This is a genomic window from Halorarum halophilum (assembly GCF_013401515.1).
GTDB classification, from domain to species: Archaea; Halobacteriota; Halobacteria; order Halobacteriales; family Haloferacaceae; genus Halorarum; species Halorarum halophilum.
In genome coordinates this window covers 809,203-823,462 of record NZ_CP058529.1, presented here as the reverse complement: position 1 = coordinate 823,462, position 14,260 = coordinate 809,203, and the positions used below count along the sequence as shown (strand labels likewise).

Below are 14,260 nucleotides of genomic sequence, written 5' to 3'. Positions count from 1 at the left end.
GGACGACGGTTCAGCGCCGCCAGAGGTACACCCCGACCGCGGAGGCGACGACGGCGAAGCAGGCGAGGATCGCGAACAGCGTCGGCGGGTTCGCGTACTGGAGGACGACGCCGGCGACGGTGCCGCCGAGCGCGCCGACGCCGAACACCCCGAGATAGGTGTAGCCGTACGAGAGTCCGCGCGTGCCGGCGGGGGTGTACTCCGCGACGGTGGCCTGGTAGAACGGCTGGACGACGAACAGCGACGCGCCGAGCACGAACCCGACCACGAGCAGGGGGACGACGCCGGCGTTCGCCGCGGGGAGGAACAGCACCGCGAGCACCGCGAGCAGGCCGAAGCCGCCGGCGATGCCGCGTTCCACGGGGATGCGGTCGGTCAACTTTCCGCCGACGAACTGCCCGAGGACGCCGACCATCAACAGCCCGGAGTAGAAGTAGTCGCCCGGACGGACCCGCCGCGAGCCGACTTGCTCGATACCCAGCGTCTCCAGGAGTCCCGGCGGAACGACCGACGAGACGGTGACGGGGGAGAACGTCGGGATCCCCTGGAGCAGGTCGGGCATGAACGTCAGGATGCCGCGGTAGTACAGCCCGGAACACATCACGACGAGGAACACGAGCGCGAAGGAGCCGGTGAACAGCCGGGCGCTCTCGCGACGGAACTCCGCGAGCGAGTCGACCCCCGAGGAGGCCTTCGAGTCGCCGCCGTCCGTTGCGGCCTCGACGGCCGCTGTCTCGTCGAAGCTCGCGGTCGTCGCGTACGCGGCCGCGAGGAGGGCGGGAACCGCGAGCACGATGGCGACCGTCCGCCACTCGAAGAACAGCAGGAGGACCGCGGTGAGGAGCGGTCCGAGTCCGATGCCGAGGTTGCCGGCGATCCCGTGGTAGGCGAAGCCGGAGCCGCGCTCCTCGACGCCCTTCGAGATGAGCGCCAGCCCCGCGGGGTGGTACACCGACGCGGAGACGCCCCAGACGACCATCGCAAGGGTGACGGCGACGAGCCCGGGCGAGACGCCGAGCAGGACGAACGAGGCGGCCATTCCGGCGAGGCAGGCCGTGATCAGCCGTCGGGAGCCGATGCGGTCGACGAGAACGCCGCCGGGCAGCGCCCCGAGGCCGAACAGTCCGTAGCCGATCGTGACGAGGACGCCGAGCGTCGCGGACGTGACGGCGAGCTCCACCGGTCCGAGGCTGATGACGTCGAAGGCGTCGAGCCAGACCGGGATGAAGATCGGGATGGAGAGCTCGTACGTGTGGACCATCCCGTGGGCCAGCATCACGAGCGCGACGATCGATCGGTCGTTTCGATTCACTGGTCCGATATCCGGGACTGTCCCACCTGTAAGCGTCGGTCTCGGCAGCCCTCTCCGAGTCCCCCGGGTCCCGGCAGAGCGAAACGGCTAACCGACCCCCCTCACAAACCGGGACCCATGAGCACGCACGACTGGCCGCACGACCCCGACGGCGAGGAGGGGAGCGAGGGACGCCGGAAGTACGGACACGCGGTACTCGTGAAGAAGATCGACGAGGAGGACGACTTCCCGCTCCGCGCCGGCGACTACGCCGACGAGTTCGGCGACCACCCGGTCCGACTCGACGCCGACACCGTCGTCTCCGTCGCCGACATCTTCGCGGGCATCGACGACGACGCCGAGTACGACGACATCGTCGCCTTCCACAAGGCGGTCGGCGCCGCGATGCGCGAACAGGGGTACTGGACGTACGAGGGCGCCGACGCCTTCGTCCGGTAGCCGGGTCGTCCGACTCCGCTTCTCACGCCGTCACAGTCCGTGCCGAGCGACGCCGGGTGCCGCGACTGCGCACTCCATGGTGGTACGGACCTCGCGGATGGCAGTACGGACTGTACGGACGGCCGGGGTTTCTCTACAGTCGCGGTCTACTCGCCGTCGATGCGGGAGCCGGTCACGTGCTTCTCGAGCGCGCCGCGCTCCCAGGTGCGCGTTGCGTCGCCGTCGACCTCGTTCTGGAGCCGCTCCTGCAGGAGGTTGACCGCCATCGAGTTCGCCCCCTCGGGGATGATGAGGTCGGCGTGCTTCTTCGTCGGCTCGATGAACTGCTCGTGCATCGGTTTCACCGTCGAGAGGTACTGGCCGATGACGCCCTCGAGGTCCCGGCCACGCTGGACCACGTCGCGTTCGATGCGCCGGAGGATGCGCACGTCGGCGTCCGTCTCCACGTAGAGACGGAGGTCGAGCATGTCGTTGATGGCGTCGTCGTACAGCCCGAGGATGCCCTCGACGACGATGACGTCGGTCGGCTCGACGGTGACGGTCTCGTCGGCGCGGTTGTGGATCTCGAAGTCGTACTGGGGCATCTCGACCGGCTGACCCGACAGGAGCAGTTCGAGGTGCTCGCGCAGGAGCCCCCACTCGAACGCGTCCGGGTGGTCGTAGTTGACCTCCTCGCGCTCCTCGAGGTCGAGGTGCGAGAGGTCCCTGTAGTAGTTGTCGAGCGGGATGCGCGTCACCGAGTCCTCCACGTTCTCGGTGATGAGCCGCGCGACGGTGGTCTTGCCGGCACCGGTACCCCCGGCGATGCCGACGACGAACGAGGGGTACGTCATTCACCAGTTACCCCGGCGGCCGGCGGTTTGAACGCATCGCTCGCGCTCCGCGCGTGACAGCCACCACCAGGCGTGTGAATCGTAACCGGACGCCGGAATCACTGCCTGCCGGCAGATCACTACCGGACGAGGGAATCAGATCTGACAAGCACAGCCGTGGAAATGGGCGAGCTCATCGCGGGCCGCCGACCGATTCGCCCACGAACGGCCCGTTCACGGGGCGCAACCTCCGGGTGCGGACCTCTTCGCTCATCGGACAAGTTTATATCCGGGTGGAACATGGTCGCCGATATGGTACGTGATATCGACCGTCGCGACATGCTGAAGAGCGTCGGAGGTGCCGGCGTCATCGGACTCGCCGGCTGCATTACGCAGAACGGCGGAAACGGTGACGGGAACGGCGATGGAAACGGCGGCGGGGACACCCCCGAGCCCGGGGACACCGGGACGGACACGCCGGACGACTCCGGCGGCGAGAGCCGGACCATCAACCACGGCGTGCTCATGCCGGTCACCGGCGACCTCGCGTCCCTCGGCGGCACCATCCGGGACGGCGCCATCCTCCCCGCGGCAGTCCTCGACGGCGAGGACCTCCCGGTCACGGTCAACATCCAGGAGGAGGACACGCAGACCGACCCGCAGGCCGGCGTCCAGGCCGCCAACTCGTTCGCGAGCTCGGGCGTCCCGTCCGTCACCGGCGCGGCGTCCTCCGCGGTGAGCCTCCAGGTGTACCAGCAGACGTTCATCCCGAACGGCATCGTCGGCTGCTCGCCCGCGTCGACGAACCCGAGCATCTCAAACCTCGAGGACGACAACCTCATCTACCGTACGTGCCCGTCGGACGCCCTGCAGGGGCCGGTGATGGCCCAGGCCGCCGCCGAGAAGCTCGGAAGCTCGACGGCGTCGGTCATGTACGTGAACAACGACTACGGCCAGGCACTCAACGGCGCGTTCGTGGACGCCTTCAGCGGCGAGCAGGGCGGGACGGTGCAGTCCGAAGTCGCCTTCGAGAAGGAGCAGTCGTCCTACTCCTCGCCGCTCTCGAACGCGATGGGCGGCGACCCGGACCTGCTGGTCGTTATCGGCTACCCCGCCTCGGGGATCCAGATCTTCCGCGACTTCTACGCGGAGTACAGCGCGGACACCGACATCATGGTGACCGACGGCCTGCGCGACGGCACGCTCCCGGACGAGGTCGGTAACGACATGGCCAACGTCTACGGGACCTCCCCGCTCGCACAGGGTCCCGGCACGGACGCGTTCAACCAGCAGTACCAGGACGAGTACGGCCGCGCACCCGGCGTGTTCAACGCCCAGGCGTACGACGCCACCGCGGTGTGCCTGCTCGCCAACGCGGCCGCTGGCGAGAACAGCGGCGACGCCATCAAGGAGCAGATGCGGAACGTGGCGAACCCGAACGACGGCACCGAGATCACGCCCGCGAACCTCGCGGAGGGTGTCCGCATGGCCGCGAACGGCGAGGCGGTGTACTACCAGGGCGCCTCCTCGAACGTCGACTTCGACGAGAACGGCGACATGCAGGCCGTGACCTACGAGTACTTCCAGTTCAACACGAGCGTCGAGGGCAACCTCGAGCAGCTCGACGCCATCGACTTCGAAGCGTAGACCCCCGGTCCGCGACCCCTGTTTTTTCGAGCGGCGTGCGACGCCCGACCATCCGACGAGCCTCGGCTGACTCGACGTAGCGAGTACCCGGCCCGTCCCATTCACGGTGGCCGACCCAACTATACCGGCAACCGCACGCCCTACCGCGGCCTTTACGCCGCGGTGCTCGAAGGCACTCCCCATGCACGTGCTACGGAACGGGACGGTCGTCGACGCTGACGGGACCCGGGAGGCCGACGTCGCGGTCGAGGCCGGCGAGATCATCGCCGTCGGCGACGTGGGTTACGGCGACGCGGAGACGGACGTCTCGGGTCGGTTCGTCGCGCCGGGGCTCGTCGACAGCCACGTCCACCTGATGATGGACGGGCGACCGGACGTCGCCAGCGCGATCGCGGAGAGCGACTTCGAACACGCGTACGTCGCCGCCGCGAACCTCCGTGCGGCGGTCGAGGCGGGCGTGACGACCATCCGCGATCTCGGAGCGCCGAGCACGCTCGCGCTCGACGCCGGGACGGCGGTCGCCGCGGGGAAGCTCGTCGGCCCACGCGTGCTCGCCTGCGGGGAGAACGTCACCATGACCGGCGGACACGGCCACTGGTTCGGCCGGGAGGCCGACGGCCCCGACGAGGTCCGCCGGGCGGCCCGCGAACAGCTCAAGCGCGGCGCGGACGTCGTGAAGTGCATGGCGACCGGCGGCGTCCTCACCGAGGGCGCACAGACCGGCGCCCCCGAACTCACCTACGAGGAGATCGAGGCGCTCGTCGACGCCGCGTCCGCGAAGGGCGTGCCGACCGCGGCCCACGCCCACGGGAGGGAGGGCCTGCTCAACGCCGTCGACGCCGGCATCACGAGCATCGAGCACGGGACGTTCATGGACCGGGAGGCGGCGGCGGCGATGGCCGACGCGGGCACCTACTGGGTGCCGACGGCGAGCGCGCTGTTCAACATCGTCGACAACCCCGACGCCGGCATCCCCGCGTCGGCGATGGCGAAGGCGGAGGCCTCCGCGGAGTCGTTCGTCACCTCCTTCGACCACACGGCCGCCGAGGGCGTCACGGTCGCGATGGGGACCGACGCCGGCACGCCGTTCAACTACTTCGGCGACATCCCCCAGGAGATGGGCTACATGGTCGAGCACGGGATGACGCCCGCGGAGGCGCTCGAGGCGGCGACCGTGAACGGGGCGGAGCTCTGCGGCCTCGACGACGTCGGCAGGGTCGCGGAGGGTTACCGCGCTGACCTCGTCGTCCTCGACTCGAACCCCGCCGAGGACGCGGACGCGTGGACCGATCCGGAGCACGTGTTCGCCGACGGCGTTCACGTCGTCTGAGCGGTCGGAGTCGGCGGTCGGTCCGCGTTCCCCTCGAATCAGTCCTCCAGCGGCTCCCGAGGTTCCACGTTTCGGGCCTCCGGGGCCGGCGCGTCAGCGGTCCCCGCAACCCACTCGCAGGCGTTCGCGAGCACCCGCTGGATCGTCCCGTCGTGGTAGATCGGGTACGTCTCGTGGCCCGGCCGGAAGTAGAACACCCGACCGTTCCCCCGAGTCCAGCAACAGCCCGACCGGAACACCTCCCCACCCTCGAACCACGAGGTGAAGACGGTGGCCTCCGGCCGCGGAACGTCGAACGGTTCGCCGTACATCTCGGAGCGCGGGAGTTCGATCGGGCCGTCGACGCCCGCGGCGATGGGATGGCCCGGTTCGATCGTCCAGACGCGCTCGCGCTCGCCGGTCTCGCGCCACTCCAGCGACCCGCTCGTACCCATCAGTCGCCGGAAGGGCTTCGAGAAGTGGGCCGAGTGGAGCACGACGAATCCCATCCCCTCCAGGACCCGTTCCTGAACCCGGTCGACGACCTCGTCGGTCACCTCGTCGTGCGCCTCGTGGCCCCACCAGAGCAACACGTCCGTCCCGTCGAGGACCTCCTCGGTGAGGCCGTGCTCCGGTTCGTCGAGGGTGGCCGTTCGAGTGTCGAACCCGTACCCGTCGAGCGCGTCGGCGACGGCGACGTGGATGCCGTCGGGGTAGACCTCCGCGACCTCCTCCTGCTCCCGCTCCTGTCGGTACTCGTTCCAGACGGTGACCGTCGTCATGGTGGAATGTGCCGGCGGAGGGCATTAGGCGGTTTCGCCGGCCGGCCGTTCGTCCCTTCATACGCTCGACCGTTCGTCCACGTTCCCGAGTTCCGTTCCGACGGGACCTGCAGTTCGAGAGTCTGACGATACCGGATCACCGGGAGGGGGTCGGAAGCGGGGAAGCAACCGCGCCAATCCGCCACACGGCGGCGTCGAAGCGACACCGTTTTAATGTGGTCCGCGCTATCTGCTGGTGCGCACTGACGCTGTGCGATGCACGCTCTGGTAGTGTAGTCCGGCCAATCATATTGCCCTCTCGAGGCAATGACCGGGGTTCAAATCCCCGCCGGAGCATCCTTCTGTGGTACGTGCCGACCGTGACGAGTGACGTCTTGGTCTCGAAGAGTAGTCGGTTCTCGTCAGGCCACGGTCGAAATCGAAGGTGGAGTAGCGGTCGGCGTCAGTTCCCCGTTCCGTCCAGCAACTCCGACAGCGGGTCGAGGTGATCGATCCCCACGACGGCTACGACGCTCCCGGTCTCCCGGAGGTCGGCCAGCCGATCCGCCATGTGTGCCTCCCGCGTCGCGTCGCGGAACGCCGTGGCTCGTGACGCGGTACACGGTCCGAGCGCGCTCGTAAGCGCCTGGGACTGCCGGATCTGTCTCCGCTCGTCCGCGGCCTGGTCCTCGGGGTCGTCCGCCCAGGTGCAGTCGTGCGCGACGGGCACGTCGACCTCCAGGCGAACGCCGGTCCGGGCGGCCAGAGCGCCGGCCACCCGGCAGACCACCGCGCGCTTCGATGCCGAGGCGAGGCCCGACAGGATCCGCTTCGCCTCGGGCCGGGACGGCCGTTCCCTCGAGAGGGTTCGGACCAGCCGCCGGTAGAACGCGCGGTCGGGACCGTCGATCCCGGCGACCGCGTCGGTCCGTGCGGCCTGGATCGCCGCGCTCATCTCGCCACCGAACGTCGGCGGCGTCCGCTCCCCCTCCGCGTACTGTTCGAAGAGTCCGACGGCGAGAGGCGGGAGTTCCAGGGCGAGCACGTCGGGGTCGACGGCGTCGACCACCGTCCGAACGCGGTAGGTGCTCGCCGGATGGTCGTGGACCACGCCGACCAGGGTCACGCGGCCGCCGGTAGGCGAGTCCAACTCCTGTCGAACGTAGCTATCACCGAATCGCGGGTCGTCGTCGCGTACAGTCATCGTACTCCCCCGGTAACGGGGCCTTACCGCTCCCAACTGGCAGAGTGTGATAAACGTTCCTCTGCCGGTTTCCGATCTGATAACGACCGGTTGGTGACGGGATTCGATCGGGTCCGGTTTGGCCGGCTCGACAGCTCCCGACGCCGCGTCGGCTCGTCGGAGTTCAGGCCGAGGTCGTACCCGCTGCCGGAAAACTCAGGAACTGCTCGAGAGCGGCTCCCGCAGCGCCCAGGAGTCGCTCGTCGGGTCGAGCCGGGAGGGTTCGGCGCCGCGGTCCGTCACGATCCCGGCGTGGTACAGCATCGCCTTCAGCTGGAAGACCGTGGGCGAGTGGTAGACGTCCCCGTCGCGGAGTTCGCCGACCCGCAGGTCGCCGTCACCGTCGAGAACTCGACTGCGGACTTCGTCGGTTCCCCGGACGAACAGTTCGACGGTGAACGTCGGGTGGTGGACGTGGAGCCACTCGACGAGGTCGACGAGCGACGGGTCGGCGATCCCGTCCCCGTGCATCGTCTGGAGTTCCTCGACCAGCAGTCGCGTCGCGGGGTACGTCCAGACGACGCGACGCGTGAGCAGCCCCCAGTCGGGGGCGACGTCGCAGAACCGGCCCCGCGAGCCACGCCAGTCGTCGAACTCGTCCAGCGCGGCGTCGACCGACCCGTACCGACCGAGGGCGAACCGGACGACCTCCCGACCCATCGGGGTGAGTTCCACGCCACGTGGTCCCTCCTCCACGAGTCCGAGGAACGCGGCACCGGAACGGGCGCCGTCGACGGCTCCGACGACGCGCTCCGCCAGGACGTCCCACGTCTCGCCCGGATGGTACAGCGCGAGGGGGACCCCGAGGTAGTTCTTCGGGTGGTTCAGGCCGAACGACCTGTCGGCGACCCCCTGGGCCGTGGCCTGGAACCGGATCGCCGTCGCCTCGTCGGAGGTGCGGTTGCCGACGACGCGCGGAACCTCCAGCGGATCGACGCGACCGTCCGCGTCGACGCCGAGGACGCCGACGTTCAACTCGCGGGCGAGCGTCCGAACCGACTGCGTGATCGAGTCGTCCGGCGCGGCAAGGTACGCGGCGTTCGCCTCGTGGAGCCGATCGTACGCCTGGACGACGCCTCGCTCGACGTCCGCCGTCCCGGTGCCGGTGTACCCCTTCGCCTCGATCGCGATCAGGGGCGGGTGCTCGCCGAACCGCTCGACGGCGAGGAGGTCGTCCTCGAGCACGCGGACGCCGACCAGGTCGGGATAGCCCGAGCCGACCCGGACGTGGTTGAACGGCGCGAGTCGCTCGCGGACCTCGGCCGGGATGGGCTCGCCGTGGAGCCACTCGTCCGTCCCGAACTGCGTGTCGCAGACGGCGTACGTGTTCGGCTCGTCGGTCTCCGGGAACAGACGGCGCTTCGCGTGGGCGAGGACCTGCGGTTCGGAGAGCGACGCCGCGGTAGCCATGGCCTCGGGTTTTCAGGGTGACGACAAGAAGCTTCGGCCCCGCGGCTCCGGCGGTCCGCCATCTCGGCCGTCCCGGGTCGTCCGAGCCGATTCGGGGTCCCGGTCTCAGAGCGCCGTCGCGCCGGCCGCCACCGGGAGCGCGCCGCCGGTCACGAACCGCGCGTCGTCGCTGGAGAGACACATGAACGCGGCGCTCACGTCCTCCGGATGGAGGATGACGGTGAAGAGGTTGTCCGGTCCCGTCTGCTCGGCGATCTCGGCGACTTCGAGGTCGCGCGCGACTCAGGACTCGATCTTCTCGACGATCTGGTCGGCCTTCTCCCGGGCCTCGTCCTCGTCGTCCACCTTCCCCACTGGGACGAGGACGCTCTGGATCTCCCAGTCGTCGTCGTCCCCCCCTTCCTGGTGGCCGGTGCGGACCTCGGCGTCCTCGACGACCGACCCGGCCGGTTTCTCCGCCCAATCGGGCGTGCGGATGGCGTCGAAGTCGTCCGGGTCGCGGTAGCGGACGTGGTAGTAGTCGTCTCCCTCGTCGACCTCCTCGATCGATGGGGTCTGCGCCATGTCCGACGTGGGGGTCCCCGTTCCGAAGAACGACGTGCCGACATTCGCAAGGATGGGGTCTCGACGGGACTATCGCGCGAATTCCGCGGTCGGCTCGAAAAGCAGCACGCCGGGGGCACCGGTGTCGACGTAGCCGAGCGAGCGAAGCGCGTGCGCGCAACTACCGTCGTGGACGTTCTCCGGGAGCCTCACCGGGGGTCACGTGTTCGGGAGACACTCGACCGGAATCGACGTGTCACGGACGGAATCAGGCCCCGAACCGGCGGCGTACTGTAACCATTAAGGGGGAATGTCGTCTACGTCGACTCGATGACGGTGGACGTCCGCTCGGGGCGGGACGGTCCCGGGCTGGAGCGAGTTGTCGGCGCGCTCGACGACGACGCGTGCCGGGAGATCGTCTCGGCCCTCGACGAGCCGATGAGCGCACAGGAGGTCGCCGACTCGGCGGACGTGCCGCTCTCGACCACCTACCGGAAGCTCGACAAGCTGACCGACGCGTCGCTGGTGAACGAGGAGACCGAGGTCCGCCCCGACGGCCACCACCGGTCGCGGTACGTGGTCGACTTCGAACGAATCGTCGTCGAACTCGACGAGGGGCGCGAGTTCGATCTGGACCTCGAACGACCGCGGGACACGCCGGAGGGGCGCCTCGCGAACATGTGGTCGGAGGTGCGACGGGAGACGTGAGCCACCTCGCCGACTACATCTCGACGGGGGTCATCGCGTTCAAGAGCATCACGCTCGTCCTCGGCGGCATCGTCACGTTCCTCGCGTTCAAGGCGTACCGCCGGACGCACGCGACCGCCCTGGGGGCGCTGGCGCTCGGCTTCGGGTTCGTCACCGTCGGAGCGATGCTGGCGGGGATGGCCCACCAGGCGTTCGGCTTCGCCACCGAGTCGGTGATCCTCATCGAGAGCGCGCTCACGGCCGTCGGCTTCGGTATCATCGTGTACTCGTTGTACAGCGAGTGACGAACGGCGTCGGACTGCGAGCGACGGCCGGTCGGGAAGCCAAAAAAGGGTGTTCGTGCCGACGGTTCAGCCGAGGACGTACTCGAGGACGGGGTAGCGCTCGACGAGGGGCTGGCCGTCGACCTCGTAGTTCTCGATGTACGCGTCGAGCCCGAGGATCCGCCCGGCGCCGAACGCGGCGACCGCGAGGAACACGAGCATGTACGCGAAGTCCCCGTTGATCACGCCGTGGGCGACGTCCCAGTTCCCGAAGTAGAACAGGAGCATCATGAGCGCGCCGAAGAACGCGGCGAGGCGGGTGAACGCGCCCACGAGGAGCCCGAGCCCGATGAGGAGCTCCCCCCACGGCACCGCGACGTTGGCGAACTCGACGAACCAGGCGGTCTGACCCATCCAGGTGAACAGGCCGACCAGCGGGCTCCCGTTCGCGGCGGGCGAGTTCAGCAGGTACCACTGCGCGCCGAACGAACCCCCGGCGATCTTCGTCCACCCCGAGTAGAGGAACGCGTAGCCCATCATCAGTCGCAGCGCGAGGACGAACCACGCGCTGAGGCTGTGGGCACGCGCCCTGACCTCGATCCCGCCGAGTCTGCTCTCGAACACGTTCGCGCTTCCGGTGTTGGTAGATTCCATCGTCGTTCCTCCTACAGGTAGACTGTGGCCGGGGAACGGCATATAACGGAACAGCGATTCCCGGGCTCCGAGAACCGTCCAGGGGCGCGCGGAGCAGGCGTGGTGGCGACGTCACCGGCGGCACGACTCCGAACGGAACACTCCTCGAGGACGGCGGTCCGGGCCCGCCGGCGAAAGAATGGCGTCGGTTGGAGGGCGGCTCAGTACTGCTGGGTCTGCTGCTGGGCCCCGACGACCCCCTGCTGCTCGATGGACTCCAGCATCCGCCAGGTCGACTCCACCGCTCGATCGAGCACGCTCGCGCACTCCTGGCAGTGCGAGTGGGCGTGGCGGGCGCACTCGTTCGCACACTCCTCGGCCGCGATCGCGAACGTCTCCGCGAGTTCCGGACCGAACGGCGAGTCGCGCGCCATGAACTGTACGTTCTCGACGGCGAGGTCGGCGACGTCCCGGCAGAGTCGGATGCACTCCGCCATCTCCGGCCATTCCATGAGGCAGCGGTCCGCACACCACTCGCAGACCGTCGCCGCCTGGACGAAGTCGTGCAGCGCGAGTCGCATGTCGCTCGTCAGCGACGCCTCGAACTCGCTCGCTGGGGGCTGGGTCATGCCCTGACCACCGATCTGGGTCTGCTGTTGGCCGCTTGGCTGGAACTGCTGTTGACTCCCCGGCTGGACCTGCTGTTGGCCGCCGGCCTGGATTCCCTGCTGACCGCCGGGCTGGACACCTTGCTGGCTACCGGACTCGAGGCCCTGCTGGCCGCCGAACTAGAGGCTCGACTGCTGGCCCGGAGACTGGTACTGCTGCTGCCCACTACTCCCGGCAGCCTGCTGACTGCTTGGTTGATACTGCTGCTGACCGCCTTGCTGGGGATACTGCTGACCAGTAGGTGGACCGCTTCCGGAACCCTGCTGGACTCCGGTGCCGTACTCCACCGTCTCCCCGCCCGATCCGCCGATTCCGGTCCCCGTTCGAGGTGTCCGCTGGGACACGTTACAGGTCCTCCTTCAGTCTGATCTCGTCGTCGGAGATCATCCCGATAGAGGATCGGTCGAGCGGGTAGTCGTCCTCGTCCCTGTCGCTCCATCCGAGCTTCGACGTGATGGTGTCCGTGATTCCGGGGTCCGGGTCGACGTACGCCGTGCCGCCACGGACGTCGGAGACCATGCCGATCTCGTCGCCGTTCGCGTTGACCACGCGCTTCCCCTCGTCGTCTTCCGTGAGTGCTCTCTCTGACATCGTGTGTTCCTCCGTGCCGATCTGGTGTATCGATCCACCACCGAATCGGAGACGGACGGCCAGCCGTGTCGGACCGCCGTCCGCCGGTTTCGGGTGGCAAGTGAACGCTCCCCGGCCAGCCGCATTTGTTATAGGTGTCGTAGCCGGTCGCCGGGAATCGGGCCGCCAGATGTCGGAGAAGGTACGGCCGCGTTACTCGCTCGCGTCGCCTGCTCCGACTCGATTCGCCGACCCTCGCACCCGGAGACCGACGACGGATTTGGGGTCGTGAGTCGACCGTCTCCGGCGAACGCGTAGCTCGGGACGGGACCGCGATCGGCGAGGGCGAACCCTTCCGCTCGACAACGTCGCCCTACTGTTTCCAGATTTCCGTCCCGGTGGAATCCGACGCGACGCGTCCCCGTTTCCCACAATCACCTGCGTACCGGACGGACTCAGGGGAATGGGGCCGTACCGCAAACCGATGTTTCACCGCCCGGGATTCCCCCGTCGGTCGTTCTAGACGCTCTGGTCCTCCTCGTCGTCGGGCTCGTCGCTCCCGCTCCCGCCGCGGTCGGAGTAGCCCTCCCGACCGACCGCGCCGTCGCCGACCATCGTGAAGATGGCCTGGCGGACCGCGTCCGCCGACTCGTACGTGGTTCCCTCCTGCGGACCGAGTACCGTCACGAGCGTCTGGGAGCCCGATTCGAGGTCGAGTTCGTGATCGCCGTACTCCTCGAGGAGCTCCTCGTTCTCGACGGGGTACTCCAGGTTCTCGAGTTCGTCCGCGAGGGAGCCGAAGTCGACGCCCTGCTCGCGGTTGTCGTCATTCTCGTCGGCCATGAACGTTCGGTCGGCGGGTCGCCACAGGTAAGTCCCTTCCCCCGGCCGTGGCTCGGTCCTTTTCAGGCGACGACCGAACGGCGTCCGGACTCCCACGAGTAGCGGTCGGTTCGGTCCCGAATACAACCGAAGTGGATGTCCGCTCAGACGCGATTGTGCTACGGCAAACCCACTTTCGACGGTTCGTCGGGATCGCCGGGATTCCCACCTCCCGGTTCCGACGATGAAAAGCTACTTGCGCTCCGGTTCCCGACTCTTCGGCATGAACGGGTACGGGAGCGACGGGGGGCCCGCCGGCGTCCTCCGGAACAAGCGGGACGCGACCCGGTACCAGATCCTCGTCCAGATCGCGGAGCGCCAGCCGGCGGTCAGCCAGCAGGAGGTCGCCGACGCCATCGGCGTCACCTCGCAGGCGGTGAGCGACTACCTCCAGGGGCTCGTGGACGAGGGGTACGTCCGCAAGCACGGCCGCGGGCGATACGAGGTGACGAAGGAGGGGGTGGACTGGCTCATCACCCGCACGGACGAACTGCGGGAGTTCACCGACCACGTCTCCGAGGACGTCATCGGACAGGTCGAGATCGACACCGCCCTCGCCACGACCGACATCGCCGAGGGTCAGGAGGTGTCCATCTCGATGCACGAGGGCGTCCTCCGGGCGGCCGCCGGCCCGGGCGGAACCGTCACCGCCGTCGCCGTCACCGACGCGAACGCCGGCCAGGACGTGGGCGTCACGAACTTCGAGGGCGTCCTGGAGTACGACCTGGGCAAGGTGACCGTGCTCGCCGTCCCCCTTGTTCAGGACGGCGGGAGCCGCGCCGTCGACGTCGACGCGGTCCGCGACGCCGCGGCCGACCACGACCTCCTCGGGGTCGCCGGGACCGAGGCGCTGGCGCTCGCGCGGCGGGCCGACCGCACGCCTGACATCCGTTTCGGCACCCCGCTCGCGGTCCAGGAGGCGTCGATGAAGGGGCTCGACGTGCTCCTGCTGGCGGCGACGAGCGAGGTGGCGACCCACACGAACAAGCTGGTCGCGGAGAACATCAGCTACGAGGTCGTCGACGCGACGGAGTGACGTCTCCACACGAACGCCGCGCAC

At 68.7% G+C, this 14,260-nt stretch carries 16 protein-coding genes and 1 tRNA gene; 7 read left to right on the top strand and 10 right to left on the bottom strand.

What is annotated here, in order from left to right; translation table 11 throughout:
• Window positions 1-10: 10 nt before the first annotated feature.
• Window positions 11-1,276, bottom strand: a complete 1,266-nt coding sequence (locus HUG10_RS04340; protein WP_179170993.1) for an MFS transporter — start codon at window positions 1,274-1,276, stop codon at window positions 11-13.
• A 153-nt stretch (window positions 1,277-1,429) separates the two neighbouring features.
• Between HUG10_RS04340 and HUG10_RS04335 the strand changes: the two genes are divergently transcribed.
• On the top strand, window positions 1,430-1,750 hold the full coding sequence (locus HUG10_RS04335) for a DUF5785 family protein (protein WP_179168390.1): 321 nt from the start codon (window positions 1,430-1,432) through the stop codon (window positions 1,748-1,750).
• 146 nt (window positions 1,751-1,896) lie between these two features.
• On the opposite strand, the gene udk is transcribed toward HUG10_RS04335, so the two are convergent.
• Window positions 1,897-2,583, bottom strand: a complete 687-nt coding sequence (gene udk, locus HUG10_RS04330) for a uridine kinase (protein WP_179168389.1) — start codon at window positions 2,581-2,583, stop codon at window positions 1,897-1,899.
• A 291-nt stretch (window positions 2,584-2,874) separates the two neighbouring features.
• On the opposite strand from udk, the gene HUG10_RS04325 reads away from it, so the two are divergent.
• A complete protein-coding gene (locus HUG10_RS04325; protein WP_179168388.1) occupies window positions 2,875-4,209 on the top strand; it encodes an ABC transporter substrate-binding protein in 1,335 nt (444 codons plus the stop codon).
• Between the two features lie 181 nt (window positions 4,210-4,390).
• A complete protein-coding gene (locus tag HUG10_RS04320) occupies window positions 4,391-5,539 on the top strand; it encodes a metal-dependent hydrolase family protein (protein ID WP_179168387.1) in 1,149 nt (382 codons plus the stop codon).
• A 38-nt stretch (window positions 5,540-5,577) separates the two neighbouring features.
• Here the strand turns inward: HUG10_RS04320 and HUG10_RS04315 are convergent, their stop codons facing one another.
• Window positions 5,578-6,300 (bottom strand): ThuA domain-containing protein, encoded by a 723-nt coding sequence (locus tag HUG10_RS04315; protein WP_179168386.1) that lies wholly within the window; start codon window positions 6,298-6,300, stop codon window positions 5,578-5,580.
• A 261-nt stretch (window positions 6,301-6,561) separates the two neighbouring features.
• Between HUG10_RS04315 and HUG10_RS04310 the strand changes: the two genes are divergently transcribed.
• Window positions 6,562-6,636, top strand: a tRNA-Glu gene (locus HUG10_RS04310).
• Window positions 6,637-6,742: 106 nt separating this feature from the next.
• On the opposite strand, the gene HUG10_RS04305 is transcribed toward HUG10_RS04310, so the two are convergent.
• The 3 genes from HUG10_RS04305 to HUG10_RS04295 all read right to left on the bottom strand — a co-directional run bounded on the left by HUG10_RS04305 (window position 6,743) and on the right by HUG10_RS04295 (window position 9,496).
• A complete protein-coding gene (locus tag HUG10_RS04305) occupies window positions 6,743-7,483 on the bottom strand; it encodes a TraB/GumN family protein (protein ID WP_179168385.1) in 741 nt (246 codons plus the stop codon).
• Between the two features lie 195 nt (window positions 7,484-7,678).
• Window positions 7,679-8,932, bottom strand: coding sequence for a hypothetical protein (locus HUG10_RS04300; protein WP_179168384.1), 1,254 nt, complete (start codon window positions 8,930-8,932; stop codon window positions 7,679-7,681).
• Between the two features lie 282 nt (window positions 8,933-9,214).
• Window positions 9,215-9,496, bottom strand: a complete 282-nt coding sequence (locus tag HUG10_RS04295; protein ID WP_179168383.1) for a hypothetical protein — start codon at window positions 9,494-9,496, stop codon at window positions 9,215-9,217.
• A 309-nt stretch (window positions 9,497-9,805) separates the two neighbouring features.
• Here HUG10_RS04295 and HUG10_RS04290 point away from each other — a divergent pair, with 309 nt between their 5' ends.
• Together HUG10_RS04290 and HUG10_RS04285 are read left to right on the top strand one after the other, a co-directional pair.
• Window positions 9,806-10,183 carry a winged helix-turn-helix domain-containing protein gene (locus tag HUG10_RS04290; RefSeq protein ID WP_179168382.1) on the top strand — a complete coding sequence of 126 codons (378 nt, stop codon included), beginning with the start codon at window positions 9,806-9,808 and terminating at the stop codon, window positions 10,181-10,183.
• Window positions 10,180-10,467 carry a DUF7521 family protein gene (locus tag HUG10_RS04285; RefSeq protein WP_246310214.1) on the top strand — a complete coding sequence of 96 codons (288 nt, stop codon included), beginning with the start codon at window positions 10,180-10,182 and terminating at the stop codon, window positions 10,465-10,467. The genes HUG10_RS04290 and HUG10_RS04285 overlap by 4 nt, the downstream gene beginning before the upstream one ends.
• Window positions 10,468-10,533: 66 nt before the next feature.
• On the opposite strand, the gene HUG10_RS04280 is transcribed toward HUG10_RS04285, so the two are convergent.
• The 4 genes from HUG10_RS04280 to HUG10_RS04265 all read right to left on the bottom strand — a co-directional run bounded on the left by HUG10_RS04280 (window position 10,534) and on the right by HUG10_RS04265 (window position 13,161).
• Window positions 10,534-11,100 (bottom strand): DoxX family protein, encoded by a 567-nt coding sequence (locus HUG10_RS04280; protein WP_179168381.1) that lies wholly within the window; start codon window positions 11,098-11,100, stop codon window positions 10,534-10,536.
• A gap of 200 nt (window positions 11,101-11,300) precedes the next feature.
• Window positions 11,301-11,708 (bottom strand): four-helix bundle copper-binding protein, encoded by a 408-nt coding sequence (locus HUG10_RS04275; protein ID WP_179168380.1) that lies wholly within the window; start codon window positions 11,706-11,708, stop codon window positions 11,301-11,303.
• A gap of 385 nt (window positions 11,709-12,093) precedes the next feature.
• The gene (locus HUG10_RS04270; RefSeq protein ID WP_179168379.1) at window positions 12,094-12,339 is read right to left on the bottom strand and encodes a PRC-barrel domain containing protein; all 246 of its coding nucleotides are present in this window, start codon (window positions 12,337-12,339) and stop codon (window positions 12,094-12,096) included.
• A 498-nt stretch (window positions 12,340-12,837) separates the two neighbouring features.
• Window positions 12,838-13,161, bottom strand: a complete 324-nt coding sequence (locus HUG10_RS04265; protein ID WP_179168378.1) for a DUF5789 family protein — start codon at window positions 13,159-13,161, stop codon at window positions 12,838-12,840.
• 262 nt (window positions 13,162-13,423) lie between these two features.
• Here HUG10_RS04265 and HUG10_RS04260 point away from each other — a divergent pair, with 262 nt between their 5' ends.
• Complete coding sequence (locus tag HUG10_RS04260) at window positions 13,424-14,236, top strand: DUF7839 domain-containing protein (protein WP_179168377.1); 813 nt, start codon at window positions 13,424-13,426, stop codon at window positions 14,234-14,236.
• Window positions 14,237-14,260 lie beyond the last annotated feature (24 nt).

Coding starts and splice junctions, on each gene's coding strand:
- HUG10_RS04280 (WP_179168381.1), bottom strand. CDS start 11,100: ATGGAATCTACCAACACCGGAAGCGCGAACGTGTTCGAGAGCAGACTC.
- HUG10_RS04270 (WP_179168379.1), bottom strand. CDS start 12,339: ATGTCAGAGAGAGCACTCACGGAAGACGACGAGGGGAAGCGCGTGGTC.
- HUG10_RS04265 (WP_179168378.1), bottom strand. CDS start 13,161: ATGGCCGACGAGAATGACGACAACCGCGAGCAGGGCGTCGACTTCGGC.
- HUG10_RS04295 (WP_179168383.1), bottom strand. CDS start 9,496: ATGGCGCAGACCCCATCGATCGAGGAGGTCGACGAGGGAGACGACTAC.
- HUG10_RS04290 (WP_179168382.1), top strand. CDS start 9,806: ATGACGGTGGACGTCCGCTCGGGGCGGGACGGTCCCGGGCTGGAGCGA.
- HUG10_RS04340 (WP_179170993.1), bottom strand. CDS start 1,276: ATGCTGGCCCACGGGATGGTCCACACGTACGAGCTCTCCATCCCGATC.
- HUG10_RS04305 (WP_179168385.1), bottom strand. CDS start 7,483: ATGACTGTACGCGACGACGACCCGCGATTCGGTGATAGCTACGTTCGA.
- HUG10_RS04335 (WP_179168390.1), top strand. CDS start 1,430: ATGAGCACGCACGACTGGCCGCACGACCCCGACGGCGAGGAGGGGAGC.
- HUG10_RS04320 (WP_179168387.1), top strand. CDS start 4,391: ATGCACGTGCTACGGAACGGGACGGTCGTCGACGCTGACGGGACCCGG.
- HUG10_RS04275 (WP_179168380.1), bottom strand. CDS start 11,708: ATGACCCAGCCCCCAGCGAGCGAGTTCGAGGCGTCGCTGACGAGCGAC.
- HUG10_RS04315 (WP_179168386.1), bottom strand. CDS start 6,300: ATGACGACGGTCACCGTCTGGAACGAGTACCGACAGGAGCGGGAGCAG.
- udk (WP_179168389.1), bottom strand. CDS start 2,583: ATGACGTACCCCTCGTTCGTCGTCGGCATCGCCGGGGGTACCGGTGCC.
- HUG10_RS04325 (WP_179168388.1), top strand. CDS start 2,875: ATGGTACGTGATATCGACCGTCGCGACATGCTGAAGAGCGTCGGAGGT.
- HUG10_RS04260 (WP_179168377.1), top strand. CDS start 13,424: ATGAACGGGTACGGGAGCGACGGGGGGCCCGCCGGCGTCCTCCGGAAC.
- HUG10_RS04300 (WP_179168384.1), bottom strand. CDS start 8,932: ATGGCTACCGCGGCGTCGCTCTCCGAACCGCAGGTCCTCGCCCACGCG.